The following is a 24,926-nucleotide window of genomic DNA, read 5'->3' on the forward strand; positions in this document are numbered from 1 at the left end:
TCGAAAAATAAGGGCAATTCTGTTGGACATATTCGGTTAAAATTTCCTTAATTTTGACCCGTCTTAAACAACAAATACTCCCTATGGGTTACATAGAACCGGCTCCCATAAAGGATAAATCCAATCCTTTTGAGTCAATGATGTCCAGGTTCAATATTGCAGCCGAGGTGCTGGGACTGGACGAACAAGTTTACAACGTATTAAAGTCACCCTCAAAGCAAGTATCTGTTTCACTGCCGATCACTATGGACGATGGCTCCATTAAAGTGTTTGAAGGTCACCGTGTGATCCACTCGAACATTCTTGGGCCTTCTAAAGGTGGTATTCGCTATGCAATGGATGTACACTTGGATGAGGTAAAGGCGCTAGCCGCCTGGATGACCTGGAAATGTGCTGTAGTGGACATACCCTACGGTGGTGCCAAAGGAGGCATTAAGTGCAACCCAAGGCAAATGTCGGCCGGAGAAATTGAACGATTGACCCGCGCTTATACGCAAGCAATGACTGGTGTTTTTGGTCCAGACCGGGACATTCCTGCCCCAGATATGGGTACCGGACCAAGAGAAATGGCCTGGCTGATGGATGAGTACTCACGCTCTATGGGAACCACAGTCAATGCCGTTGTAACCGGTAAACCGCTTGTACTAGGAGGCTCTTTAGGTAGAGTGGAAGCCACCGGACGCGGAGTAATGGTTTCGGCCCTTGCCGCCATGGAGAAGCTAAAAATCAACCCTTATCATGCCAATATTGCTGTTCAAGGATTTGGCAACGTAGGTTCATTTGCGGCCTTGTTGCTTGCCGAAAGAGGCTGTACTGTTGTAGCAGTGAGCGATATTTCCGGTGCTTACTACAACGAGAAAGGAATTGACATTAAGAAAGCCATTGAGTACCGCGACAACAACAAGGGCTCTTTGGAAGGTTGGGATGGTGCCGAATTGATGGCCGATGCCGAGGAACTTCTCTTACTTGACGTGGACGTATTGGTGCCAGCAGCTGTCGAAGATGTAATTCATTCGGGCAACGTAGATAAAATTAAAGCTAAGCTGATTGTTGAAGGTGCTAATGGACCTACTTCTGCAGAGGCCGACCGCGTAATCAACGAAAAGGGAATTATGGCTGTGCCCGATATTCTGGCAAATGCCGGAGGGGTTACAGTATCTTACTTTGAGTGGGTACAGAACCGATTGGGATATAAGTGGACTCGTGAGCGTGTAAACAGAAGATCTGACAGAATTATGAAAGATGCCTTCGATAAAGTTTACCAAGCTTCGCAAAAATACGACATCCCAATGCGTATAGCCGCTTATGTGGTAGCCATAGACAAGGTAGCTGAAACCTATAAGTTCAGAGGAGGATTTTAATCTTATGAAAATACACAAAGAAGGAAGAGGATTCTTAACGATCCTCTTCTTCGTTTTATTGGTATTGAACGCGACTGTTCTTTACCTTATTCAGGCCGCTCCTGCCATAGCAATTATTGTGGGTGGCATATCCTTAGTTGTTTTCCTTTTTTTCCTGCAGTTCTTCAGAGACCCTGCACGAAAGGTAGAACTCAATGAGAAGCACGTACTTGCCCCGGCCGATGGTAAGGTGGTAGTAATTGAAACCACTACAGAAGATGAATACTTTAAAGGCAAGGAGCGCTTACAAGTGTCTATTTTTATGTCGCCTTTGAACGTGCACGTGAACCGAAACCCGGTAACAGGATTGGTGAAATACTTTAAATACCATCCGGGCAAATACCTGGTGGCATGGCACCCCAAATCAAGCACAGAAAACGAAAGAACCACCATTGTGTACCAAATCCACAAAAACGTAGAGATACTCATCAGGCAAGTAGCCGGAGCTGCCGCCAGACGTATTAAGTGGTATTTGCATGAAGGCGACAGCGTGATTCAGGGCCGGGAATTTGGCTTTATCAAGTTCGGGTCGAGAGTGGATATTTTCCTTCCGCTTGATGCTGAAATTAAAGTAACCAATGGTCAGATTACCAAAGGTGGCCAGACGGTTATCGCAGAGCTGAAATAGTTTCTCGTCACCTTATTAACTTCGCTAAATTTTCTGATGACTTGTGGGGCATGGAGTCAGTCATTGTTGGTCAAAAACGGGAGTGAAAGGGGGAAGCTCAGTTCTGTAAAACTGGAACTGTCACAAGCCCATCGAAGTTCAACTTTCGAGGCAGCTCATTTTTCAGTGACATTTTATACTTTCTTCCTCCTTCGGTAACCCAGATCAGTGTATCCGATTCAATTTTCAAAGGATAAATTTCGTCTGACTGATAATAACCTTTGTATTTACCGTCAACAAAGACTATTGATCTGCTCACTCCTTTGCAGCTAATTCCTATGCTGGTGTGTGTTGCGAGTATAATAATATTTTGGTCAACTGAAACGATCTCTTCAATTTTCTGGTCACAGATTTCAGTTTCGGAAAACAGCACCTCAGGCTGCCCTTTATTGAGGTCATTAATTAACTTTTGGGTTAATGGAGAGAGTTTGGCTTCAATTTTAGCCTCTTGAGAACAACTCAATGAAAAAAGAGAACAAAAAAGAATAACCGATAGGATAGCACTTCTCATTGAAACAAACGTTAAAAAAGCTCTTCAACTATTCTCATGAGTTGCTCCAGATACTTCTGGTCTACCGAATCGAAATCGTTCAGTTGGTCAGAGTCTACATCAAGAATCAAAGCTACTTCTCCATTCTTAAAAGCCGGGAGCACAATTTCAGACTTAGAGTCTGAGCTACAGGCAATGTGCCCCGGAAACTCATCGACATTGGGTACCAAAACCGTTTCGGCCTTGGCCCAGCTAGTTCCGCACACCCCTTTTCCTTTTCTAATTCGGGTGCAAGCAATTGGCCCCTGAAAAGGCCCCAAAACCAGCTCATTGTCTTTCACCAAATAGAAGCCTACCCAAAAGAAACCCATGCCATATTTAAGTGCAGAAGCTATATTGGCCAAGTTTGCTGTAAGATCGGGTTCACCGGTTACAAGGGCTTTTATTTGCGGTATAAGCGTTTGGTATTTTTCTTCTTTCGTTGCGGTGTTATCGATAATAAGCTCTTCTGCCATGGCATTTAAAATTGAATGCAAAGGTAACTGAGAGAATGGAATTTCGGTTCAGAATTAAGGTTCAATGCTGGAAAAGTTCAGTCGGGCGTCAGTTTATCGATTCCGGTAAACCTTCAATTCATCGCCTGTTATATTGGATTCTGCAATAGGCTGACCGGAGAATCTGGGAGCCTCAATGCCTGTTCCAAAGTTCATAGCTGATGTAAAAACCCTGGCTTCATCCCATAAATCGGCATTTATGAAGGCATTTAAAACAGCCGCTCCCCCTTCCACAATAACCGACTGTATTCTTCGCTCACCCAGGTCTTGAAGTAGGGATTCCAGAAATTGCTCCTCATCTAACTTTATCCATTCTATATTCTCTTTGTTGCCAGTCTTTTGACAGTTATAAATGAGAGTAGGAATGGAGCCATCAAAAAGTTGAAGTGCATTATCCAGCCTCAGTTTCCGATCAATGACAATCCGTATGGGGTTGGCCCCCACCCAACTTCTCACATTTAGGTTTGGGTTGTCATACAAAGCTGTTCCCGGGCCCACCAGAATGGCATCTTCTTCGGCTCTCCACTGGTGTACAAGGCTACGGGAATATGTGTTGCTAATCCACTTCGAATCGTAATTCTGACGAGCAATGTAACCATCGCGTGTCTGAGCCCACTTGAGTATAACATATGGTCGGTTTTTCTCTATGAGTGTAAAAAACCTAATGTTCTGTTCCCATGCCTCACTTTGCAGGCAGCCGGTTTCTACCTGAATTCCGGCAGCTTTCATTCTGTCAATGCCTTGTCCGCCTACGAGTGGGTTAGAATCAACAACGGCAATTACAACCCGCTTCACTTTCATACTGATAAGCAGATCAGCACATGGCGGTGTTTTACCATGGTGGGCGCAAGGTTCCAGGGTAACGTAGCACGTAGATTCAGGCAAAAGGCTTTTATCGGCCACTGAGTTAATGGCATTCACTTCAGCATGGGCCTCACCATACTTTCTGTGCCATCCTTCACCAATAATCTTGGCGTTATGGGTAATTACGCACCCCACCATAGGGTTGGGACTCACCCTTCCACGGCCATAAGCGGCCAGGTCAAGTGCCCGTTGCATAAAGCGAATATCGTCTGCACTAAAGTGGGAAGTGATATTTGCTTTACTTTGTATCATGTCTCAAAAGCCTGCGAAGGAATTGTTGCGCCAAGTTATTAATGAATTGGCAAACTTATACGAGGAGCGCGAGCTTACCGCATTGGCTCGGCATTATTTGCACGATCGCTTTCATGTCGATAGCATTAAACTGGCTCTGAACAGCCCAGTGCATTTCGATGAAAAACTGATGTCACACGACCTGAAACTACTCCGGGCAGCAACTCCCCTACAACACGTAGTTGGCTTTGGGGTGTTTTATGGGCGTAGGTTTAAGTGTGGCCCTGAAGCGCTGATTCCCCGACCTGAAACAGAAGAATTGGTGAGCTGGGTGATTCAGGGAATTGGAGAACTGAAAGATTCACAGGTGCGTGTTTTGGACATTGGAACCGGAACCGGGTGTATTCCAATAACACTGGCGCTTGAGCGGAAAGGCTTGAAGGTGGAAGGTCTTGATATTTCTAGTGAAGCTTTGGCTCTCGCACAAAAAAATGCTGAACAGCTAAAAGCCGATGTAACTTTTAGCCGGTTGGATATACTACAAGAAAACCTGATTGGCCGGTACCATGTAATTGTGAGCAACCCTCCGTATATACCCGAATCGGACAAAGCCCAAATGCACAGCAACGTTCTAGATTATGAGCCCGGCCTTGCTTTGTTTGTACCCAACAACGACCCTTTATTGTTCTACAGAGTAATTGCACAAAAGGCTATGCCTGCACTTTTAGAAGGAGGGAGCCTTTATTTTGAAATACATGAAACCTACGGACATGAGGTGATGAAGCTACTTGAGAGTGAGGGATACCAAAATGTGAGTCTCAAGCAAGATATGCAAGGCAAAGACAGAATGATAAGAGCTCGTATTTAGATTTCTGATATGGGAATCTAGAAAGCCTAGAATCAATAATACCTCGATTTAAAATGGCTCCTTTTCGTAAAGCCTGGTCCACCTTTTTTCAGTTGAGCAATCATTACAACATAGTCATCTTTGCCTGCTGCTGCGTGGAGCGTGAGAGCATACAAAGTATAATGGTTTAAAGAAAATTGGTGGTTCGTATGTGTTTTAGTGAGGGAACTACCAAAAGTTAGTCATATAACTTTACAGCCCCAATAACACCAACCCTCTGCAATCCATACGCTGTCTATAGGTACCTATCTCTACTATTTTTTTCGAAGATCTACTATTTAAATAGTAATTCTACTATATTTATAGTAGATTGAGAATTATGAAAGAACTAACTAAAGCCGAAGAGCGCATAATGCAAATAGTATGGCGTCTTGAAAAGGCCTTCACCCGTGAAATATTGGAGGAGTTTAAGAAAGATGCACCGAGTTATACTACAATAGCTACGGTACTTTCTGTGCTCGAACAAAAGGGCTTTGTTGCTCACGAAATGATGGGCAACAGCAAAAGGTATTATCCGCTCATCAGTAAATCCAAATATTCAGACTTTGCCATGAGCAACGTAATGAGCAAGTACTTTGAAGGTTCGCTCACCCGCCTTGTTTCATTCTTTGCCGATCGCAAGAAAATGGACATTGACGAGCTAGATGAAATCATTAAGATTCTGGAAAGCAAAAAGGAGGCAGAATGATTGATGCAGTGTTTTATTGGAGCTTAAAGGTCAGTATTATTCTAAGCATACTCTTTTTGGCCTACCTCATGTTGTTTCGGAACAACACGCAATTTCAATGGAGGAGAATACTCGTTTTGGGTATTCTCATACTGAGTGCCATTGCTCCCTACCTTTCATATAAGGTTACTGAAGAAGAACCTATTATTGTGCATGAGGCTCTTGCCCTTAAAACCAAGCTTGAAAATACTGCCACAAGCCTTCGCCCCTCACAATCTATCTCAAAAAACACAGATTCTAAAACAGTAAGGGCCAATCCTTCAATTTTTACCAGGCAAAGCTTCATAACCATTTACTCCATTGGTTTAGCCCTGTTTGCCTTGTTGCTGATTATAGAAATTCTCAGGCTCTTTATCTGGAAACTCATGTCGGGTAGAGATGTTATCCTTGGAAATAACATTTTAAGACATCCCTCTGTTAAAGCACCATTTTCTTACTGGAGTTGGATTTTTATACCGCAATTTAAGAATTACCCAGCCTCTACCTGGCACATCATACACCAACACGAAAAGGTACATATTCAACAAAAGCACAGTATAGACCTTATGTTTATGAGAGTCTTTCAGGCGCTACTTTGGTATAATCCGGTGGTATACTGGGTTCTCAGAGAATTAAAAACCTTACACGAAGCTCAGGTTGACCATAGGGTGCTAAAGAGTGTGCCTCTTGAGTCTTATGCCGAAACTCTTCTGAAAGTGACACTGCCCGGTTTCGAAGGTGGCGTATCCCATTCATTTGCGCGAATTTCCAGCCTATCTAAACGGATAAAACTTATGAAAACACACAAAACAACCATTCGAAAAACCATTCTGCTAAGCCTTGTTTACGGCCTCCTTGCCTTTGGGTGCCTCACCTGGACTTCTCTTTGGTCTCAAGAAAAGCAAACATCTTTTGAGTTCGATGTTTCTGCAGATACAAGTGCTTCTAAACAAACTAATATCTCAAACTCAAGCCTTCTGGCCAGTCTCTTCGAGTCGGGCTGGATTAACAAACTAACCACTGCTCACGAACGGGTCTTCCTCCTACTCAAATCGGAAAACCCAGACAAAAAAATTGCTTACCGATATTTTAAAGAAAATAACTTCCACCCTTACTTCGAATCATTTAAGCCCGGCTATAATCCCCTTTTCGTGGCTAAGCTTAATGAAGCTCAACAATCAGAACTAATTGGACTCCTGTTAGCAGATACTACCGGAATTACGTTTAACTCTGATAGAACTATCATAAACAAATGGACCTACTCCGATCTTTTTACAGAAAAACAGTTAAAAGACCAAATACTTCCCAACACCAAATACCTGATGATTTATGAGTCAACCCCCGTTTCATTAGAGTATGATGAAAGCAGTATTTTCTCTCCCGAAGAGGTGGATGTGCTACCCCAGGTAATGGGCGGTCTTGAAAACCTGGCTAAAACCATTGCTTTAGAAATTAAACTACCCGAAGGAATCGACCGCTCCAGGCTTCCGAAAACCATCGACTTTGAATTTGTTGTGCAGGGAGGCCAGTCTATTTCGCACCTCAACCTGCTGACCGAAATGGCCGGATCAGACAAACGAAACAGGGCCTACTATCTTTTCTTCGGACAGGTTCACGACACTCTGAGAAGTAAGATTGCTTCACTTTATCCCTGGAAACGGGGAGTTAAAGACGGTAAAGAAGTATTGGTTCGGATGAAAATTTCTATTCCTACACGGTACATGATGTAGGATGTTTTGTTTAGTTAAGATTGAAGGGTGCGGCTTATATAGCAGGCACCCTTTGCTATTTCTCTTCTACAGATACAAATCCGTCTTTATACTTTCAATCAACCAAAAAGGCCGTTGGTTAGACTCTACTCTCGCCTTACCATTTGTAGCACATGTAAGCTCAAAAGGTTCCAGATACATCTCGTTTTCCAGATTCTGATAAAAACCTTCGGTTTTAAAGAAAGTACCTTCTACCACAGGATGTACAGCAACTACATCGCCAATATTGAGCCACTTTTGAAACACTCCTCGGCTGGAATAAACCCACTTCTGATCATTATAATAAAGTACCGAATCGAACGTATCGGCATACAGTCGAATGGTATCCAGACAAGAACTATTAAAAGCATTGGCCAGCACATTTACCGCATTGTGCCCTAAATCTTTGAGGGCTATAAAAGCAGAAATCAGCAAATCGGCCGAATCGAAAACCAAAAGCTGCAATGGTGACTGGGCTTTGAGAGAAGGCCGTAGTTCTTCTACCTCATTGGGCCTGGCAATTACGGTATCTATTTTCACTCCCCACTTAAGCACAGCCCTTACTGCGTTGGACGTCACCACTACTTTGGGCGACCATTCCAGCAACAATTCAACAAACTCGAAACGCAAGGCTGAAGCATCATCGATCAGCAGCGCGGGTTCTTGCTCATCTCTAACTATGTGGTGAGAAGACATTTATACGGCTCTGGCTTGTTGGGGCACACGAATACCTTCGTTGTGAGCAATTTCGCTCCATACCAACGCACTGGCTCCCAACACCGCGGCATTCTTATCCATCAGGTCGGACAACCTAATTTCAATCTTACCCTTGTAGCCAGGATACAGATATTCGTTAAACGATTTTTTGGTAGCCTCAATGAGTATATCGCCTGCCTTGGCTAAGCCTCCAAAAAGGAAAATGGCTTCGGGGCTGGTAACAGCCGCAGCATCGGCCAGCTTCAGCCCCAGTATATCACTGGTATATTCGTAGGCTTCAAGGGCTATAGGATCACCCTCCAGTGCCATTTCCGTAATCTTTTTTGCAGTTAACGACTCGTATGTATATGAACGAAGAGGCGTTTCTACATTGTTGGTAGCCAATAACTTAAACACGGTCCGTTTAATACCGGAAGCCGAGGCGTAGGTTTCTAAACACCCTCGTTTTCCGCAATTACACTCTCTCCCATCTGGATACACGTTGGTATGACCCAATTCACCCGCCAGGCCATCATGGCCATAAATGAGTTTACCCCGGGTTACTAATCCGGATCCCAGCCCGGTTCCCAGAGTTATCACAATAAAGTCGTTCATGTCTTTCGCTCCACCAAACACCTTTTCGCCTATGGCAGCCGCATTGGCATCGTTGGTAAGCACCATGGGCAGGTCAAAGTACTCGCGAAACATCTCTATAAAGGGAACAATGCCCTTCCAGTGAAGATTGGGAGCGTATTCTATGGTACCTTTATAATAATTGCCATTGGGCGCCCCTATTCCTATCCCCATAATTTCTATGGGCTCATTCAGCTTATCCAGGTTTTCCTGAATAGCCTGGCTCAAGGCATCGAGGAAAGGCTTAATTTCCTTGTGGGTATATGTTGGAATGGACCCTTCCATCAGGATATTACCCTCCACATCGCTCAGGCCAAACTTGGTAAAAGTTCCGCCAATATCTATTCCAATGGCTGTCTCTCTCATGACATCACTTTTTCATACCAATCACTACATATTGCGAATTAAGCCAAATTAATGCGTTCGCAAATGCGATGATTTAAAATTAGTACAATATGCAGATTCGCTGTTGATAAGCAGGAAAGGCCGAATGAGTTTTTAGGTAAACGATTGCATAAAAATAATTGGCTCTTACAGAGCTCCGGCACGTCATCAGGCTATCGGCTATCGGCATACTTTGAAACCTTTCGGTTGGCAAAAAAATTCCGGTGACAGTAACCGCTTTCGGGCTACCATCACCGGAAATACAATAGGCTGGACTTAGAAATTAAACCCTACAGAAAAAAGGAAGTTTGTACCAGCCTGTGGGTAGTAATAGTTTTCTCTTACCTCATAGTCAAGACCACCATAATAACCAAAGGTATAGCCATTGGACTCATACTCTACATTGAAAATGTTATTCACTAGCAGGCTTAGATCTATCTGGCGGATGAAGCGAGTAGCCAAGGTGTAGTTGAAGCGAACATCGTTGACAAAAAACGCATCGATTTTACGATTCTCATTAGAGGTATTGTCAAGATACTGATCGCCCACATACTTAGACAACAGACTAACTTCGAACGACTGCGCTGGAGTGAACGTAAGCTGTGCGCCCGCAATAACATTTGGCGAAAAGCTAATGTCGGTATCGTTAAACTGAGTTCTTATCTCATTAAACTCATCGAAGGCCGGCCCGTAGTCATAAATAATTTCTTCGAAGGCCTTTATTTTATTTCGGCTGAGCGTAAGGTTGGCCTGCCACTTGAACCACTCGGCAACTTGCATGCCTCCGGCCAGTTCTACCCCCATGCGGTAGCTGTCCGGCACATTGGTGCGAATACCCGCCCCCACATCGTTCACATCGCCAGTTAGTACAAGTTGGTTCTTGTAATCCATCAAATAATAGTTAACCTCAAAAGCTGCCTTAGCAGTTCTTTTTCTAAAGCCAAACTCTATGTTGTTGAGGGTTTCGTGAGATGGAGCCGTGCCTGGCACAGCGTCAATAATATCTGATCGGTTAGGCTCTTTATTACCAACAGCAAAAGAACCATACAGAGCGGTCTGCTCACTTAAGTTGTAGGTAAGACCAAACTTGGGGTTAAAGAAGGTGTAGTTATGGTCGAAGTCTATAGTGCGCAAATCATTATCGGTCCCCTTTCCTCTGTAACGTACCGTTCTTATTTGTGCATCGGCAAATAAGTTGAGTTGTTCAGTAGCCTGCAAGTTTACCTTTAAATAGGTGTTGAAATCTGTTTTATCAGAGCGGCTCTCATACCAGCGATGGCGTATGTCTCCGTTGCTGGCATAGCGCGCCCATATTACTTCGCCAAAATGCAAACCATCATATTCGTTAAATGCTCCACCCAAGGTGGCTTGCACCTTAGAGGCCTCATAGTTCAGGTCGTAGGTAATTCCATAAAAATCATTGTCGAGCCACCTTCTTCTAATCAGATCTGTAGAGCTAATGGTAGAATTACCTACGGTTACTTCTTGCAAGCCATAATCTACCAGATCTTCATCTTCTTTGAACTCCTCAAAAAAACCGGCTCCACGGGTGTAGTGCAATGCAGTATTCAGGTTCCAACCTTCGGCCAGATTTTGGCTAAAATGAAGCTGATAATGATCTTGCCCGTAATCGTCTACCTGATTATCGTATAGGTAATAGTTGAATGTTCTACCTGAATTTCTAAGGTTGGCGGCCTGTTGAGCGTTGTAGCCATTGTTGGCAATAACCTCTTCTATGCCTGCGGCATCGTTTCTCAATCTAGCCTCGGGAGTTCCCCACCAGCTCTGATAGGTTTTCTCATTTCCGGCAAAATGAATTAACTGAAGACTGGTTTTTTTACCGAAATAGCCTCCGGAAACATAGTAAGACTCAAGGTCTGAAGAGGCCCGGTCGATATAGCCATCTGATGCTATACGAGACAATCTCCCTTCAAATGCCCAGTTATTGGCCAATAGTCCGGTTGAGTAAATGGCATTGTATTTTTGCGTATTGTAAGAACCCACGCTGGTGTTTACCTGAGCTTTCGGTACAGAGCTCACTCCATTGGTCAAAAGGTTAATGGATGCGCCAAAAGCTCCGGCTCCGTTGGTCGATGTGCCCACTCCTCTTTGTACTTGTATGGAAGAGGTTGAAGATGCAAAATCGGGCATATTTACCCAATAAACTCCCTGCGATTCTGAGTCGTTTACAGGAATTCCGTTGATGGTAACGTTGATTCTTGTGGGGTCACTTCCTCTCACACGAATGCCTGTATAACCAACACCCGCCCCGGCATCGGAAGTAACTACTACTGAGGGAGTCCAGTTAAGCAAGAAAGGCAAGTCTTGCCCAAGGTTTTGCTTTTCAATTTCCTCAGCTGATACATTGGTAAAGGTGGTGGGCGTTTTTTCATTGGCCCTGGTGCCGGTAACAATTACATCTTGCAACTGTCGGGTGTCTGGCACTAACTCCAACAGAAGCTCTACCGTTCCGTTGACAGTTACTTTTTGCGACAGCTTCACATAACCAATCATAGATACCATAAGTGTGTAATTACCCGATGCAACATTGGGCAACTCAAATTCTCCACTCACATTGGTTACGGTACCCTGCTGTGACGGACTGAGCATAACACTGGCTCCAAAAACAGCTTCTCCCGTGGTGCTGTCTACCACTTTTCCTTTGATGTTGCTTTGAGCATACATCTGTGTGAACATCAGCATTAGAACCGATGCCACGAACAACTTTTTCATTGAATTGATTTTTAATGGTTCAACAATGGCGGCTAGGGGAAGCCAACCTAAAACGTTAGACCACCACGTCCCTGCGTCAGCATTACCTGCATCAGGTTCTATGGGTATAATCTCAGCCTGTATTTCATCCCGAATGAACGGGAAAAGGCACCCCTATTACTGGGCGCAAAAGTAAACTTAGTTTATCAAAAACGAAAAACTATTTTACCCTGGCGCAAGCACTGGTTGTGCTATAGGATAGAATTTATTTTTTGAATGGCTGTTTCCAGCCTTTTTTGAAAAGAACCTTGCACTACCTCATAAGCAACCCCATACTCTTTCAAGGCCCTTTCATACAAATCGAAAAGCTCAGGACGATTTTCGGGGCTTTCCCGTAGCGGATCCTCTTCGTAGGGCACATCGTAGTAGGTGAGCAGGTAATAAGAGGCCTGATTCATGGATAGTTGCTGCAATATCCAAGGGTCGCAATGGCCATATTTAAACTCGCTCCAAATTTTAATAACAAACAGGTCGGTATCTAAAAACAGTAAGTCTTTTACCTGCTTTCTATACTTCCTTTCTTCACGCAACTGTCCTTCAGCAATTGCAATAAGGTCGTTTTGTATATAAGATCTGTTAAGGTTGGTTAGAAATTCTCTTGAATATTCCGGCACCCAAAGGGTTTTATAGTGTGCGGCCAAAGCTTCAGTAAGAGTAGTTTTTCCTGTACTTTCCGGCCCCACTACGGCAATTGTAATCATTCGCTAATCGGGTTGAGGTGCATACTCTTTTTCCAAGCCAGGTACCCGGCCACCGCCATTGAAATATACACCAGATATAAAACAGAGTAGAAATAAAGTTCTTTGTAAAAGTAGATGCCCGTAGCCAGTACGTCTATGGCAAACCAGTAGTACCAGTTGTCCAGTTTTTTTCTGGCCGTAAGCCACATGGCCGTTACGCTCAACATAGAAGTGGCACTATCCCAGTAAGGTAAGCTTGGTGCATCAATTCCTTCGAACCACACCGGCAGCTGCATTAAAAACTGGGCAAAGAGGTAAATAAATAGACCTGAAACAGCGAGGTATGTGAGACCCGAACCAAGCGAAAGTCGGGTAACAGGCAGGGCTTCTTGTTTCTTTTCCTTACCCTTAATCCAGTGTATCCAACCATAGACATTCAGCACCAAAAAGAAAATATGTAGCAACAAGTCGCCATATAATCGCGACTCATAGAAGACAAACAGGGAAATAATGGTGTAGATAATCCCGAACGGCCAGGTCCATATATTCTCCTTAATAAGGTAGACTACGGCCAGAATTCCGGAAACAAAAGCAATGAGGCCCCAAAAGTCAAAAGCTTGAACATTGGCGACAATATCCTGCCAAATCTCGTTTAGGTGCATGGCCCAAAGATATGATTAATTGGTATATTTCGTTGGTTGAAAAAACAAACATGGAAATGCTCAAAGCAATACTGGCCCTGATAGTGATAATGGTAATATTCCCAACGTTTATCACCGCACAAGAAAAAGAATACAATGTAGAGACCGAAAGCGTATCTGAATATGTAGATAAGATTTTGAACGGGCCTATAACCAAAGAAGGCCTGAGCAAAATGCCATACAAAATATGGTTCAACACCAATTACAAAACGTATCTGGTCGATACAGAAACCCTTAAAGACATTAGGAAGAAAAACCTCAAAGGGCTGCGTATTCTGGCTTTTATGGGCACCTGGTGTCATGATAGCAACCGCGAAATACCAAGACTCATTAGAGTTTGTGAAGAATTGGGCATAGCCGACCGGCTGGAATTGTATGGGGTAGATGTAAATAAAAAAAGCCGCTTAGAGAAAGAAAAGAACTGGGACATTAGAAAAACTCCGACCATCATATTCTTGCGCAACGGAGAAGAAATTGGGCGAATTTTGGAGGAACCGGAAGTTTCATTCGAACACTCCATGGAATTAATCATCAACCAAAATGCTAACTAATCAAAAAGAGCTCTTCAGTCTACCGGACGACATCACCTATCTCAACTGCAGCTATATGTCTCCGCAGCTTAAAGCGGTAGCCGAAGTAGGGGTTAGGTCTTTGTATGGCAAAGACGACCCCACCTCTGTAAAACCGGAAGACTTCTTTAATAATACTCGCGCACTCCGCACAGAGTTTGCCAAACTCATCAATGCCCGCTCCGAACAGCAATGTGCCATTGTGCCTTCTGTATCGTATGCGCTGGCCAATGTGGCCAAAAACCTGAAAGCCGGTAATGGAGACAACATTGTATTGGCCGATGAGCAATTCCCCAGCAATGTGTATGCATGGAAAGCGCTGGAAAAAGAAAGAGGAATTACCATTAAGTATATAACAGCGCCTCAACTAAAAACCGGACGTGGCCAAAGCTGGAATGAAAAACTGCTTGAAGCCATTGATACCAACACAAAAATGGTTGCTTGCGGGCATGTGCATTGGGCCGATGGCACCAAATTCGACCTGAAAGCCATTCGCAAAAGAGCCGATGAAGTAGGTGCCATTCTGGTAATAGACGGAACACAGTCCATTGGTGCCCTACCCTTTAATGTACAGGAATTCAAGCCCGATGCCGTAGTTGCAGCAGGCTATAAATGGCTAATGGGGCCCTACGGCTTGGGCATAGCCTATTTCGGAGAATACTTTAACGAAGGCAGCCCCATAGAAAACAACTGGATGAACAGAATTCATAGTGAGGATTTTCGAAATCTGATTAATTACCAGAATGAATACCAACCCGGTTCAATCCGCTACGAAGTGGGCGAAAGTGCCAATTTCATTCTTACGCCTATGCTCACCAGAGCCATTCGTCAGATCAATGAGTGGGGACCGGCCAACATTCAGGCCTACTGTAAAAACATCACAGCCCCTTATCTCAAAGAATTGAAAGACTTGGGTATTCAGATTGAAGATGAAGCCTTCAGGGGAGAACATCTGTTTGGACTCAGGTTGCCGGAGCATATGAATATGGAAGAGGTAAGGCAACGTTTTGAAATACAAAGAATCTATGTCTCTATTAGAGGAAATTCCATTCGGGTTTCACCACATTTATACAACTCCGAAGCTGATCTGGAAAAATTAGTAGAGACCTTTAAGGTTAAAACTATGGTCTGAACGTGCCAGGCAGAAGATTGAAATTTATTTGTTGAAACATATTTTTTTCAATCCTACAATCTGCGTAATTTTGTCCGGCAAATAAAACCACGTATTTATTTGCTATGCCACTCGATACTGACAAATTCCTTTTTGAAGCACTGACCTATGACGATGTGCTTCTTCTGCCGGGTTACTCCGAAGTTCTTCCAAGAAATACAGTTACCAAAACATGGCTCACCAAGAACATTCAACTGAATATTCCATTGGTGTCGGCTGCTATGGATACTGTTACCGAATACAAGCTGGCCATTGCCATGGCCCTTGAAGGAGGCCTTGGGTTTATTCACAAAAACATGACTGTGGAGCAACAAGCTCTGCAGGTAAGAAAGGTGAAACGTTCTCAGAGTGGAATGATTTTAGACCCCATCACTCTGCACGTAGAAAGCACCGCCAGAGAGGCCGAGCAAATAATGCGTGAGAATAAGATAGGTGGTATTCCTGTGGTAGATGCAGACAAGCTTCTGGTAGGAATAGTTACCAACCGCGACATGCGCTTTATCAAAGACATGACCACCCCGGTCAGAGAAATAATGACCAGCGAAAACCTCATTACAGCCAAAATGGGCATTGGTCTTGACGAGGCTGAAGGGGTATTGGAGAAATACAAAATTGAAAAACTTCCCATTATTGACGAAAAAGGTAAGTTAACAGGACTTATCACCTACAAAGACATTCTTAAAAACCGAAACAGGCCCAACGCTTGTAAAGATGAGTACGGTCGTTTACGCGTGGGAGCGGCTGTTGGAGTTACTCCAGATATTGACGAGCGTATTCAGGCACTGGTCAATGCCGGAGTAGACGTAGTGAGCATAGACACTGCTCATGGGCACTCCAAAGGGGTGATTGATACAGCCAAGCGTATAAAAAAGGCATTTGCCAATTTAGATGTGATAGTAGGAAATATTGCTACAGCCGAAGCGGCAAAAGCCCTTGCCGATGCCGGAGCCGATGCCATTAAGGTGGGAGTAGGCCCGGGTAGTATCTGTACAACCCGTGTAATTGCCGGAGTAGGTATGCCACAACTTTCGGCCGTATATGAGGCCGCCAAAGCAGTGAAAGACGCTGGTATTCCGATTATAGCCGATGGCGGAATACGATACTCTGGCGATGTGGTTAAAGCCATAGCAGCCGGAGCCAACACCATAATGATTGGTTCGCTACTGGCCGGAACCGAAGAAGCTCCGGGCGAAGTAATACTCTACGAAGGCAGAAAATTCAAGTCTTACCGTGGCATGGGCTCTGTAGAAGCCATGGAAGATGGCTCTAAAGACCGCTACTTCCAGGATGCTGAAGACGATATTAAAAAATTGGTACCCGAAGGTATTGTGGGCAGAGTGCCCTACAAAGGCCTGGTGCAAGAGGTACTTTATCAGATTACAGGAGGCTTGCAGGCCGGCATGGGCTACTGTGGTGCCGCCACAATAGAGGAGCTTCAAAAAGCCAAGTTTGTAAAAATAACTGGAGCAGGAGTGCGAGAAAGCCACCCTCACGATGTGTTCATTACTCGTGAAGCTCCAAACTATAGCCGATAACTCATTTCATACAGCCTGAGAATATTGGGCAAAAAAAGCGAGCGCCTAAAGGTACATGAAACCTCTCAGGCGCTCGCTTTGTGTTTTATGTGGAGGAGGAGTTTATTTACTCACACGCTTGCCCGACATAGGGAAAGTATCCTGCCCCATGTAAACAGCTCCATCCATAGTATCTCCATCAAACTGGCACTCAATCTCTGCCACCGTACCCATTACTTCAATACTTCCGGTGAGGTTTCTGTCCTGCACCGTTACGCCATTCATCTCCAATACTCCAAACTGATCAGTTTCAAGACTGGCAGTGTAGGCTCCCGGGTTACCGCTAATTCGCATAGTACCTGAACTACCACCATCGGGCGTATTGACAAAATACTCCCATACTCCGGTTGGGTCATATACCTTAGCTTTAACAGCCTTTTTGGCCGAAGAATTAGTGGTGGTACCCGATGCAGCACAGCCTGCAAGCACCACAGAAAGCAGAGCAAAGGCGCACATTATCTGTATCGATTTTTTCATTTTCATAACCATTGTTTTAGAATATCAGCGCATTGAAAATAGCACAATTTTTCTATAAAAAGAGGCTTTATGCCCTTCAAGAATTGTCTCAGCCAATATATACCACATTAATATCAAGCTGGTTTTGATTGTAAGCATTATGGCCTAACTTTGTGCCAATTTGTACCTAAGTCAACAAGTCGTTCTCTACCTAAAAAATGCCTAAAGACAACAGCATCAAGTCCATCCTAATCATCGGAAGTGGACCTATCATTATCGGACAAGCCTGTGAGTTTGATTATTCAGGATCTCAAGCCGCCAGATCGTTGCGGGAAGAGGGAATAGAAGTAACCCTCATTAACTCTAACCCGGCAACCATTATGACCGACCCGGTTATGGCCGACAACATTTACCTCAAGCCATTAACCAAAAAATCGATCATAGAAATTCTGGAAAAACACCAAATCGATGCAGTGCTACCCACCATGGGTGGTCAAACTGCACTTAACCTGGCCATTGACTGCGACAAAGCAGGGATATGGAAAAAATACGGGGTGCGCATAATCGGTGTAGATATTAATGCCATTGAGACCACGGAAGACCGTGAAAAGTTCAGGCATAAAATGATTGAAATTGGTGTAGACGTTTGCCGCGGAGAAACTGCCACCTCTTTCTTAAAAGGAAAAGAAATTGCTCAGGAAATTGGCTTCCCACTAGTAATACGCCCATCATTTACTTTGGGCGGCTATGGTGGCGGATTTGTAGATAATCCGGAAGAATTCAACGAAGCACTGAAAAGAGGCTTAGATGCCTCACCCATTCACGAAGTGCTAGTTGAACAAAGTATTCTGGGCTGGAAAGAATATGAGTTAGAGTTGTTAAGAGACAACCTTGGCAACGTTATCATCATTTGTTCCATCGAAAACTTCGATCCAATGGGGGTACACACCGGAGACTCCATTACTGTTGCTCCGGCCATGACACTGCCAGACACCGTGTATCAGAACATGCGCGACATGGCCATCAAAATGATGAACGCCATCGGCCAGTTTGCCGGAGGGTGTAACGTGCAGTTTGCCGTAAACCCCGAAACAGACGATATCATTGGTATAGAAATCAACCCACGCGTATCGCGCTCATCGGCACTAGCCTCGAAAGCCACCGGATACCCCATTGCCAAGATTGCCGCAAAACTCGCTATTGGATACAACCTGGACGAGCTAAAGAACCAGATCACTAAAACCACTTCGGCTTTCTTTGAGCCTGCACTGGACTATGTGATTGTGAAGATCCCACGTTGGAATTTCGATAAATTCAAAGGTTCCGATCGAAAACTAGGGCTTCAAATGAAGTCTGTAGGAGAAGCCATGGGTATTGGCCGCAATTTCCAGGAGGCACTTCAGAAAGCCTGCCAATCGCTGGAAATAAAAAGAAACGGACTTGGTGCCGATGGCAAAGAAGTGACCGATCAGGCCGCCCTGCTTCATAGTCTTGAAAACCCAAGCTGGAACAGGCTTTTCCATATTTACGATGCCTTTAAACTAGGTATCCCGTTCAAAACCATTCAGAAGAAAACCAAAATCGATAAGTGGTTCCTTCAGCAAATTGAAGAACTTATTGAGCTTGAAACTGAAATTGAACAATATTCACTCGATACCTTACCCGAGCGCCTGTTGAGAACAGCCAAAGAAAAAGGCTATGCCGACCGACAAATTGCTCATCTGCTGAAATGCTGGGAAAGTGAGGTGTTTAAGAAAAGACACGAGTTGGGCATTAAGCGGGTGTACAAGCTGGTAGATACCTGCGCGGCCGAATTCGAAGCCCAAACTCCATACTACTACTCTACTTTCGATCAGGAAAACGAATCGGAGGTAAGTAACAACAAGAAAATTATAGTGCTTGGCTCTGGCCCGAACCGAATCGGACAGGGAATTGAGTTTGACTATTGCTGTGTGCACGGCTTATATGCCGCCAAAGAGTGTGGCTATGAGACCATCATGATCAACTGTAACCCTGAAACGGTTTCGACCGATTTCGATACAGCCGATAAGCTCTACTTTGAACCCGTATTCTGGGAACACATATACGACATCATTCTGCACGAAAAACCTGAAGGTGTGATTGTGCAATTGGGTGGTCAGACCGCGCTTAAACTGGCTGAAAAACTAGACCGTTATGGCATTAAGATTATAGGCACAAGCTTCGAAGCGCTCGACCTGGCCGAAGATCGCGGAAGATTTTCTACCCTCCTGGCCGAAAACAATATTCCTTACCCTAAGTTCGGAGTAATTGAAGATGCTGACGAGGCCCTTGAGCTTTCTAAAGAGCTTGGCTTTCCTCTGCTGGTAAGGCCTTCTTACGTATTGGGAGGTCAAAGCATGAAGATTGTGATCAACGAGCAGGAGCTAGAAGAGCACGTAGTGAACATTCTCAAGGACATTCCCGGCAACAGAGTGTTATTAGACCACTTCCTGGACGGAGCCATAGAGGCGGAGGCCGATGCAATCTGTGACGGTGAAGAGGTTTATATCATAGGTATAATGGAACACATTGAACCGGCCGGAATTCACTCGGGCGACTCGTATGCTGTATTGCCTCCATATAGCTTGGGCGACTTTGTAATGCAACAAATTGAAACCATTACTAAAAAGATTGCTCTGGCTCTAAAAACCGTTGGCCTGATTAATATTCAGTTCGCCATTAAGAATGATACCGTTTACGTGATTGAGGCGAACCCACGAGCCTCACGAACCGTTCCATTCATAGGCAAAGCTTACCAGGAACCTTATGTGAATTATGCCACAAAAGTGATGCTCGGTGAGAAGAAGCTGAAAGACTTTGAATTTAAGCCGGTTAAGAAAGGCTACGCCATTAAAGAACCGGTTTTCTCATTCCACAAATTCCCGAATGTGAATAAGGAACTTGGGCCTGAGATGAAGTCTACAGGAGAAGCCATCTACTTTATCGATGATTTAATGGATGACTACTTCCTGGATATTTACTCAAAACGTAACCAATATTTAAGTAGATAAAGTTGATTCGGTTAATCCTTATTTTCGTCCTTATTTTCTGGGTCATACGATCCGTTTTTAAGTTGTTTTCTGTAGGACTCGGACAAGCCCAGCAACAACAACATAGAGGTTTTTCCAATAGCGGCAGATCGCACAGAAAACCTTCTGATGGAAATGTAAACATTGACTATGCCCCGAAAAAACCTTCGAAAAAGTCTTCGGAGAACTACAAAGGTGGAGACTACGTAGATTATGAGGAGGTGAAATAAGCCAGTATGATATAAAAAAGGGGCGATTTGAAATCAAATCGCCCCTTTTTTGTTTATGCATATTTTACTTAAACATTTGAATTGAACCCAAATAGAAAAGTCGAGCATGCCGCAACCAATTTTAAATAAACTTTTAGGGTTACTCATTTAGATCGCATTAGTTAGATCCCAGTATACTAGCCACAAGCTGTGTCCTCACAGCGTCTTTTAACAGCCATTTGTGAGGACACAAATGGAGGCAAGGTTCAGAAATATATTTCTTGCAACTCAAGTAAGTAACCCTATAAATTTTTATAAACTAAGAATAAATATATTTTTTAGTTTATTGCTATTAATAGTTTTGCCGAGGATGTTACACCAATGACACGGTATATGTTTGTGGAGAAGATGAGATTGAGCAACTAAGAAATAATGCAAATCTAAATTGCTGTTCTGGTTCCGTTATCTATTACATAGATGTATGTAGAAACATTGATGGAACACATGGTGTAACTAAACATGGAACAAATTTGAGTTGTGCACCGCAATAAGATGAGAAATTTAATGATCAAATTGCCGATACTCTTATGTATCGGCATTTTTCTCGGTTGCAACAAGTTTGAATCTAAAACCAATACAAACGAGCTATCATTTAGAATAGAGGTAAGTAAATCTGAGCTTTCACATGGCGAACTACTTCTTTCTAGCTACCCTTTATTAAATAAAGTAATTGGTAAAGACAGTCTTTTAGTATTTGACGGTGTAAGCTCGCAACTAATACTGTTCAATTTAGTGACGAAAACGCCTATTTTTAACCTTGAGTTAGAAAAAGATGGCCCTAATTTCTTCGAAGGCCATGTTTTAGATGCAGACATCAAAGATGATAAGCTTTACGTTGTAACGAATAATTACTTCACAATTGCTGACCTTACGGGTAATGTAAGTGTTAGAAGAAAACTAAAATCATTAACATCTAATGGCAATTTTCGAGTATTGGGATTCAATAGGCTTTCAGACCAATCTTTTCTATTTAGCAGGTGGCTAGAATCTTCAATTTTTGCTCATCGAAAGGACAGCGTTGACCAAAGTATATTTTTTGTCTACAATTTGAGGGAGAATTCCTTCTATGATATACCTATTTTCTCACCAGAAGAAGCATTGATTAATGATTCAACTCAGGGCTTTTATGATGGCCTATCTAGACACTCCTTTGTATACTTAGACTCAACTATAGTCTACAATTTTAAGTTTTCATCAAAGCTTTATTCTTATGATTTGAGAAATCAGTTGGCACAAGTAAGCAATGGAGAATTTGATCATATTCCCAATTTGCGAGAAGCATTTCCCTCTAACCAAATAAGTGATGTCAAAGCCACCACAAATTACCTATACAACGGAGTTCAGTTTTCAGATATCGCATATGATGAAAAAAATGAACTATTTGTTCGGGTTGGATCCGAATATGTAACAAATGAGAATGGAACAAACAATGACGTAAGATACCTTATGTTGCTAGATAAGCATCTAAACAGAGTTAAGGAGTTTAAAATAAAGGATAGAATATTTGATAAGCCCTTTATAAATGATGGCATTATTTATTTCGTCTCAGGCAATCAAACCAAAGAATCTACATATGAATTGATTACTTTCGAAATTAAGAATGAATCTATAATCGAAAAACCATAGCATTAATATGCATACCCGCTCCCACAGAGGCAAAAACCAGGTGGTCGCCAGGTTTAATTTCATGCCCCTCCAGTTCACCTTTAAGAATAAGATCGAGCATAGTTGGAATAGTAGCCACTGAACTATTGCCCAGCTTCTGAATAGTCATTGGCATCAGACGGTTTACATCGGGCTCATAGCCATACAACTTGTAAAGCTTTAGTAAAATAGCCTCATCCATTTTCTCATTGGCCTGGTGAATGAGTACTTTGTCAATATCGTTTAGGTCTAAGTTAGCCTTCTCAATGGCGCTCTTTATAGCCTCGGCCACATTAATGAGAGCATACTCGTAAATCTTACGCCCTTTCATTTTTATGAACTTATTCCCATTGGCACTTAGCTCGGGCTTATATGACGGGCCCATGGCCAAATACTGTAACTCTACGGAAGCGTCAGTTCTGGAAGCCTGACTAAGGAACCCTCCTGTTTGGTTTTGAGTAGCCTGAAAAATAACAGCTCCTGCACCATCGGCAAAAATCATAGAGTCCCTGTCGTGCTTGTCCACAATTTTACTTAGTGTTTCGGCACCTATAACCATTACTGCACGTGCATCGCCACAGCGAATCATTTGGGTAGCCTGAATGGCACCCTGTACCCAACCGGGACAACCAAAGATAATATCGTAGCAAGAGGTAGCCGGATTTTCAATGGCCAGATTGTGTTTTACCTTAGCCGCCAGGCTGGGCATCATATCAATTCGGTTGGAGCCTTCATCCAAATCTCCAAAGTTGTGTGCTACAATAATGTAATCGAGCTCCTCCTTACTAACCGTGCTATTTTCAAGTGCTCTGGAAGCAGCTACTGAAGCCAGTTCCGAACATAACTGCCCTTTGGCCGCATAGCGCCTTTCTTTAATTCCGGTAATTTGCTCAAACTTCTTAATGATCACTTCATTGGTGTAGGCAAAGGGCTCTCCGTTTTCCTGATAGAATTCATGATTCAGAAAATCTTCATTCTTTACAATACGGTCAGGAATGCAACTTCCCACACCATTGATAATTACATTCGGCATATTATTCTTCAGATTTATAGGCAACCGCATCCCAGCAAGCCTCGGCTGCTTGCTCCAGGCGGTCATTGGTTAATTGTTGATTATGATCGAGGTGTAGTTTGGCCAATGATACAATTGGCCCATAAAGCAGGGCAATAATAGTGTACAAAGGCAGATCCTTCATTGCTTTGGCTCTTTTCGACTCTATAAAAAACTGCATAATGGGGGCCAGAATAATGAAGGTCTCTTCGCGCGTCATATTGCTCACAAAGGGAGCATATCTATACTGCTCCACGAATTGAAATTCTTTAGGATGATCAATACAGTAGCGAATAAGGTTCTTCCACAAGTGTTTGAACCGTTCTTTAAAAGTACCTTCTTCGCGGTAGTCTTGCAGCATGGCTTTAATTACCCGCTTTTTAATTTCGGTAAACAATTCATTAATGAGGTGCTCCTTGTTGTCGAAATACCGATAAATGGTGCCAGCACCAATACCCGCATGTTGCGCAATAAGCGATATGGGAGTAGCATGAAAACCATACTCAGTCATGAGATCGAGCGTAGTTTGCAAGATTAGCGTTCTTTTGTCTGCGGTTAAATGTTCTACCATTATTTTGCGGAATGAACGTTCATTCCGCACAAAGGAAAAGACTATATGATTAGAATTCAAAGGTTTTTACATGAAAATTGCCTGTAAATGTTAAATGCACGCATGCATTTGGCTTTGCTTTGGCTGGTGATGACTTTTGATGTATTTTTGCCAACTCACTTGAGTAAACTCAACAAAAACCAGTTGATATGTCTTGGTTTCAAAGAAAAGTTAAGGGTATAACCACACCCACTGAAGAGAAGAAAGATGCGCCTGACGGCCTGTGGTTTAAAACCCCCGGTGGAACGATAGTTCACACCCGAGAATTGAAAAACAATGCGTATGTAAGCCCTGAAGATGGCTTCCATGTAAGAATAGGCTCCAAAGAGTATTTCGAAATATTGTTCGATGGCAACAAGTTCACAGAGCTGGATGCCAACATGAGCTCTGGCGACCCGCTAAAGTTTGTAGATAGCAAGCCCTACCCCAAACGAATAGCAGCTACTCAGGAAAGCACCCGACTTAAGGATGCTGTTCGCACGGCTCACGGTAAAATGAACGGGCTGGATCTTGTGGTAGCTTGTATGGATTTTGCCTTCATTGGTGGCTCCATGGGGTCAGTGGTAGGAGAAAAAATATCTCGTGCCATAGACCATGCACTGAAAACAAAAACACCCTTTCTGATGATCTCAAAATCGGGTGGTGCTCGTATGATGGAGGCCGGCTACTCGCTCATGCAAATGGCGAAGACTTCTGCCAAGCTTGCTCTTCTGAGCGAAGCCAAAGTACCTTACATTTCTCTCCTCACTGACCCTACAACGGGAGGAGTAACCGCTTCATATGCCATGTTAGGTGACTTTAATATTGCCGAACCCGGTGCTCTTATTGGTTTTGCAGGCCCAAGGGTAATTAGAGATACAGTGGGTAAAGACTTACCCAAAGGATTTCAAAGTGCCGAATTCGTGCTAGAGCATGGTTTCCTTGATTTCATAGTTGACAGAAGGGATTTGAAAAACCAACTGACCACGTTGCTCAAAATGCTTAAAGACTAAACTACTAAAGACTTGACCGAAAGGGTGTTGCCGTGCAACACCCTTTTTTATTCCCCCTACTCCATTTACCTACTGGGTTTAAAACATATAGGGTTACTCATTTAGAT

23 protein-coding genes and 1 riboswitch are annotated in these 24,926 nt (G+C 43.4%); of the genes, 12 read left to right on the top strand and 11 right to left on the bottom strand.

Features of this window, described 5'->3' with window-relative positions; translation table 11 throughout:
- Nucleotides 1-83: 83 nt before the first annotated feature.
- Together IE164_RS17350 and IE164_RS17355 are read left to right on the top strand one after the other, a co-directional pair.
- The gene (locus IE164_RS17350) at nt 84-1,361 is read left to right on the top strand and encodes a Glu/Leu/Phe/Val family dehydrogenase (RefSeq protein ID WP_189631535.1); all 1,278 of its coding nucleotides are present in this window, start codon (nt 84-86) and stop codon (nt 1,359-1,361) included.
- A 4-nt stretch (nt 1,362-1,365) separates the two neighbouring features.
- The gene (locus IE164_RS17355; RefSeq protein ID WP_189631536.1) at nt 1,366-2,028 is read left to right on the top strand and encodes a phosphatidylserine decarboxylase family protein; all 663 of its coding nucleotides are present in this window, start codon (nt 1,366-1,368) and stop codon (nt 2,026-2,028) included.
- A gap of 97 nt (nt 2,029-2,125) precedes the next feature.
- Here IE164_RS17355 and IE164_RS17360 read toward each other — a convergent pair whose 3' ends face one another.
- From IE164_RS17360 to ribD, 3 genes are all read right to left on the bottom strand, one after another.
- Nucleotides 2,126-2,578, bottom strand: a complete 453-nt coding sequence (locus IE164_RS17360; protein WP_189631537.1) for a hypothetical protein — start codon at nt 2,576-2,578, stop codon at nt 2,126-2,128.
- An 11-nt stretch (nt 2,579-2,589) separates the two neighbouring features.
- Nucleotides 2,590-3,072 (bottom strand): free L-methionine (R)-S-oxide reductase MsrC, encoded by a 483-nt coding sequence (msrC, locus tag IE164_RS17365; RefSeq protein ID WP_189631538.1) that lies wholly within the window; start codon nt 3,070-3,072, stop codon nt 2,590-2,592.
- A gap of 93 nt (nt 3,073-3,165) precedes the next feature.
- On the bottom strand, nt 3,166-4,227 hold the full coding sequence (gene ribD / locus IE164_RS17370) for a bifunctional diaminohydroxyphosphoribosylaminopyrimidine deaminase/5-amino-6-(5-phosphoribosylamino)uracil reductase RibD (RefSeq protein WP_189631539.1): 1,062 nt from the start codon (nt 4,225-4,227) through the stop codon (nt 3,166-3,168).
- 46 nt (nt 4,228-4,273) lie between these two features.
- Between ribD and prmC the strand changes: the two genes are divergently transcribed.
- From prmC to IE164_RS17385, 3 genes are all read left to right on the top strand, one after another.
- The gene (gene prmC, locus IE164_RS17375; protein ID WP_189631540.1) at nt 4,274-5,074 is read left to right on the top strand and encodes a peptide chain release factor N(5)-glutamine methyltransferase; all 801 of its coding nucleotides are present in this window, start codon (nt 4,274-4,276) and stop codon (nt 5,072-5,074) included.
- Between the two features lie 358 nt (nt 5,075-5,432).
- Nucleotides 5,433-5,801, top strand: a complete 369-nt coding sequence (locus tag IE164_RS17380; RefSeq protein WP_189631541.1) for a BlaI/MecI/CopY family transcriptional regulator — start codon at nt 5,433-5,435, stop codon at nt 5,799-5,801.
- Nucleotides 5,798-7,549 carry a M56 family metallopeptidase gene (locus tag IE164_RS17385; RefSeq protein WP_189631542.1) on the top strand — a complete coding sequence of 584 codons (1,752 nt, stop codon included), beginning with the start codon at nt 5,798-5,800 and terminating at the stop codon, nt 7,547-7,549. The genes IE164_RS17380 and IE164_RS17385 overlap by 4 nt, the downstream gene beginning before the upstream one ends.
- A 66-nt stretch (nt 7,550-7,615) precedes the next feature.
- Here the strand turns inward: IE164_RS17385 and IE164_RS17390 are convergent, their stop codons facing one another.
- The 5 genes from IE164_RS17390 to pnuC form a co-directional block, all read right to left on the bottom strand.
- Nucleotides 7,616-8,263 carry a hypothetical protein gene (locus IE164_RS17390; RefSeq protein WP_189631543.1) on the bottom strand — a complete coding sequence of 216 codons (648 nt, stop codon included), beginning with the start codon at nt 8,261-8,263 and terminating at the stop codon, nt 7,616-7,618.
- Nucleotides 8,264-9,262 carry an ROK family protein gene (locus tag IE164_RS17395; protein ID WP_189631544.1) on the bottom strand — a complete coding sequence of 333 codons (999 nt, stop codon included), beginning with the start codon at nt 9,260-9,262 and terminating at the stop codon, nt 8,264-8,266.
- 294 nt (nt 9,263-9,556) lie between these two features.
- Nucleotides 9,557-12,013 carry a TonB-dependent receptor gene (locus IE164_RS17400; RefSeq protein WP_189631545.1) on the bottom strand — a complete coding sequence of 819 codons (2,457 nt, stop codon included), beginning with the start codon at nt 12,011-12,013 and terminating at the stop codon, nt 9,557-9,559.
- 50 nt (nt 12,014-12,063) lie between these two features.
- Nucleotides 12,064-12,178: riboswitch (TPP riboswitch) on the bottom strand.
- A gap of 65 nt (nt 12,179-12,243) precedes the next feature.
- Nucleotides 12,244-12,753, bottom strand: coding sequence for an AAA family ATPase (locus IE164_RS17405; RefSeq protein WP_189631546.1), 510 nt, complete (start codon nt 12,751-12,753; stop codon nt 12,244-12,246).
- Nucleotides 12,750-13,394, bottom strand: coding sequence for a nicotinamide riboside transporter PnuC (gene pnuC / locus IE164_RS17410; RefSeq protein WP_189631547.1), 645 nt, complete (start codon nt 13,392-13,394; stop codon nt 12,750-12,752). The genes IE164_RS17405 and pnuC overlap by 4 nt, the downstream gene beginning before the upstream one ends.
- An 11-nt stretch (nt 13,395-13,405) precedes the next feature.
- Here pnuC and IE164_RS17415 point away from each other — a divergent pair, with 11 nt between their 5' ends.
- From IE164_RS17415 to guaB, 3 genes are all read left to right on the top strand, one after another.
- Nucleotides 13,406-13,984, top strand: a complete 579-nt coding sequence (locus tag IE164_RS17415) for a thioredoxin family protein (protein ID WP_189631548.1) — start codon at nt 13,406-13,408, stop codon at nt 13,982-13,984.
- A complete protein-coding gene (locus IE164_RS17420) occupies nt 13,974-15,134 on the top strand; it encodes an aminotransferase class V-fold PLP-dependent enzyme (protein WP_189631549.1) in 1,161 nt (386 codons plus the stop codon). Before IE164_RS17415 ends, IE164_RS17420 begins: the two co-directional genes overlap by 11 nt.
- Nucleotides 15,135-15,238: 104 nt before the next feature.
- Nucleotides 15,239-16,708 (top strand): IMP dehydrogenase, encoded by a 1,470-nt coding sequence (guaB, locus tag IE164_RS17425; RefSeq protein WP_189631550.1) that lies wholly within the window; start codon nt 15,239-15,241, stop codon nt 16,706-16,708.
- Nucleotides 16,709-16,810: 102 nt separating this feature from the next.
- On the opposite strand, the gene IE164_RS17430 is transcribed toward guaB, so the two are convergent.
- Nucleotides 16,811-17,224, bottom strand: coding sequence for a hypothetical protein (locus IE164_RS17430; protein WP_189631551.1), 414 nt, complete (start codon nt 17,222-17,224; stop codon nt 16,811-16,813).
- 197 nt (nt 17,225-17,421) lie between these two features.
- Between IE164_RS17430 and carB the strand changes: the two genes are divergently transcribed.
- From carB to IE164_RS17445, 3 genes are all read left to right on the top strand, one after another.
- On the top strand, nt 17,422-20,235 hold the full coding sequence (carB, locus tag IE164_RS17435) for a carbamoyl-phosphate synthase large subunit (protein ID WP_189631552.1): 2,814 nt from the start codon (nt 17,422-17,424) through the stop codon (nt 20,233-20,235).
- 2 nt (nt 20,236-20,237) lie between these two features.
- Nucleotides 20,238-20,483: a DUF4834 family protein gene (locus IE164_RS17440; protein WP_189631553.1), complete on the top strand. Its 246-nt coding sequence runs from the start codon at nt 20,238-20,240 to the stop codon at nt 20,481-20,483.
- 543 nt (nt 20,484-21,026) lie between these two features.
- On the top strand, nt 21,027-22,148 hold the full coding sequence (locus IE164_RS17445; RefSeq protein WP_189631554.1) for a hypothetical protein: 1,122 nt from the start codon (nt 21,027-21,029) through the stop codon (nt 22,146-22,148).
- Here the strand turns inward: IE164_RS17445 and IE164_RS17450 are convergent.
- Both IE164_RS17450 and IE164_RS17455 read right to left on the bottom strand, forming a co-directional pair.
- On the bottom strand, nt 22,129-23,199 hold the full coding sequence (locus IE164_RS17450) for a 3-oxoacyl-ACP synthase III family protein (protein ID WP_189631555.1): 1,071 nt from the start codon (nt 23,197-23,199) through the stop codon (nt 22,129-22,131). The genes IE164_RS17445 and IE164_RS17450 overlap by 20 nt on opposite strands.
- A gap of 1 nt (nt 23,200) precedes the next feature.
- On the bottom strand, nt 23,201-23,788 hold the full coding sequence (locus IE164_RS17455) for a TetR/AcrR family transcriptional regulator (protein ID WP_189631556.1): 588 nt from the start codon (nt 23,786-23,788) through the stop codon (nt 23,201-23,203).
- 188 nt (nt 23,789-23,976) lie between these two features.
- Between IE164_RS17455 and accD the strand changes: the two genes are divergently transcribed.
- Nucleotides 23,977-24,819: an acetyl-CoA carboxylase, carboxyltransferase subunit beta gene (gene accD / locus IE164_RS17460; RefSeq protein WP_189631557.1), complete on the top strand. Its 843-nt coding sequence runs from the start codon at nt 23,977-23,979 to the stop codon at nt 24,817-24,819.
- Nucleotides 24,820-24,926: the final 107 nt, after the last annotated feature.

The sequence above is a fragment of the Roseivirga thermotolerans genome, from assembly GCF_014653175.1.
In the GTDB taxonomy this organism is placed as follows: Bacteria; Bacteroidota; Bacteroidia; order Cytophagales; family Cyclobacteriaceae; genus Roseivirga; species Roseivirga thermotolerans.

Bases quoted from the DNA above. Each gene is read 5' to 3' on its own strand.
- ribD (WP_189631539.1), bottom strand. From the start codon at position 4,227: ATGATACAAAGTAAAGCAAATATCACTTCCCACTTTAGTGCAGACGAT.
- IE164_RS17445 (WP_189631554.1), top strand. From the start codon at position 21,027: ATGATCAAATTGCCGATACTCTTATGTATCGGCATTTTTCTCGGTTGC.
- IE164_RS17390 (WP_189631543.1), bottom strand. From the start codon at position 8,263: ATGTCTTCTCACCACATAGTTAGAGATGAGCAAGAACCCGCGCTGCTG.
- IE164_RS17455 (WP_189631556.1), bottom strand. From the start codon at position 23,788: ATGGTAGAACATTTAACCGCAGACAAAAGAACGCTAATCTTGCAAACT.
- IE164_RS17385 (WP_189631542.1), top strand. From the start codon at position 5,798: ATGATTGATGCAGTGTTTTATTGGAGCTTAAAGGTCAGTATTATTCTA.
- accD (WP_189631557.1), top strand. From the start codon at position 23,977: ATGTCTTGGTTTCAAAGAAAAGTTAAGGGTATAACCACACCCACTGAA.
- pnuC (WP_189631547.1), bottom strand. From the start codon at position 13,394: ATGCACCTAAACGAGATTTGGCAGGATATTGTCGCCAATGTTCAAGCT.
- IE164_RS17350 (WP_189631535.1), top strand. From the start codon at position 84: ATGGGTTACATAGAACCGGCTCCCATAAAGGATAAATCCAATCCTTTT.
- IE164_RS17395 (WP_189631544.1), bottom strand. From the start codon at position 9,262: ATGAGAGAGACAGCCATTGGAATAGATATTGGCGGAACTTTTACCAAG.
- IE164_RS17355 (WP_189631536.1), top strand. From the start codon at position 1,366: ATGAAAATACACAAAGAAGGAAGAGGATTCTTAACGATCCTCTTCTTC.
- IE164_RS17415 (WP_189631548.1), top strand. From the start codon at position 13,406: ATGATTAATTGGTATATTTCGTTGGTTGAAAAAACAAACATGGAAATG.
- IE164_RS17360 (WP_189631537.1), bottom strand. From the start codon at position 2,578: ATGAGAAGTGCTATCCTATCGGTTATTCTTTTTTGTTCTCTTTTTTCA.
- IE164_RS17405 (WP_189631546.1), bottom strand. From the start codon at position 12,753: ATGATTACAATTGCCGTAGTGGGGCCGGAAAGTACAGGAAAAACTACT.
- IE164_RS17450 (WP_189631555.1), bottom strand. From the start codon at position 23,199: ATGCCGAATGTAATTATCAATGGTGTGGGAAGTTGCATTCCTGACCGT.
- IE164_RS17380 (WP_189631541.1), top strand. From the start codon at position 5,433: ATGAAAGAACTAACTAAAGCCGAAGAGCGCATAATGCAAATAGTATGG.
- IE164_RS17400 (WP_189631545.1), bottom strand. From the start codon at position 12,013: ATGAAAAAGTTGTTCGTGGCATCGGTTCTAATGCTGATGTTCACACAG.
- carB (WP_189631552.1), top strand. From the start codon at position 17,422: ATGCCTAAAGACAACAGCATCAAGTCCATCCTAATCATCGGAAGTGGA.
- msrC (WP_189631538.1), bottom strand. From the start codon at position 3,072: ATGGCAGAAGAGCTTATTATCGATAACACCGCAACGAAAGAAGAAAAA.
- guaB (WP_189631550.1), top strand. From the start codon at position 15,239: ATGCCACTCGATACTGACAAATTCCTTTTTGAAGCACTGACCTATGAC.
- IE164_RS17430 (WP_189631551.1), bottom strand. From the start codon at position 17,224: ATGAAAAAATCGATACAGATAATGTGCGCCTTTGCTCTGCTTTCTGTG.
- IE164_RS17420 (WP_189631549.1), top strand. From the start codon at position 13,974: ATGCTAACTAATCAAAAAGAGCTCTTCAGTCTACCGGACGACATCACC.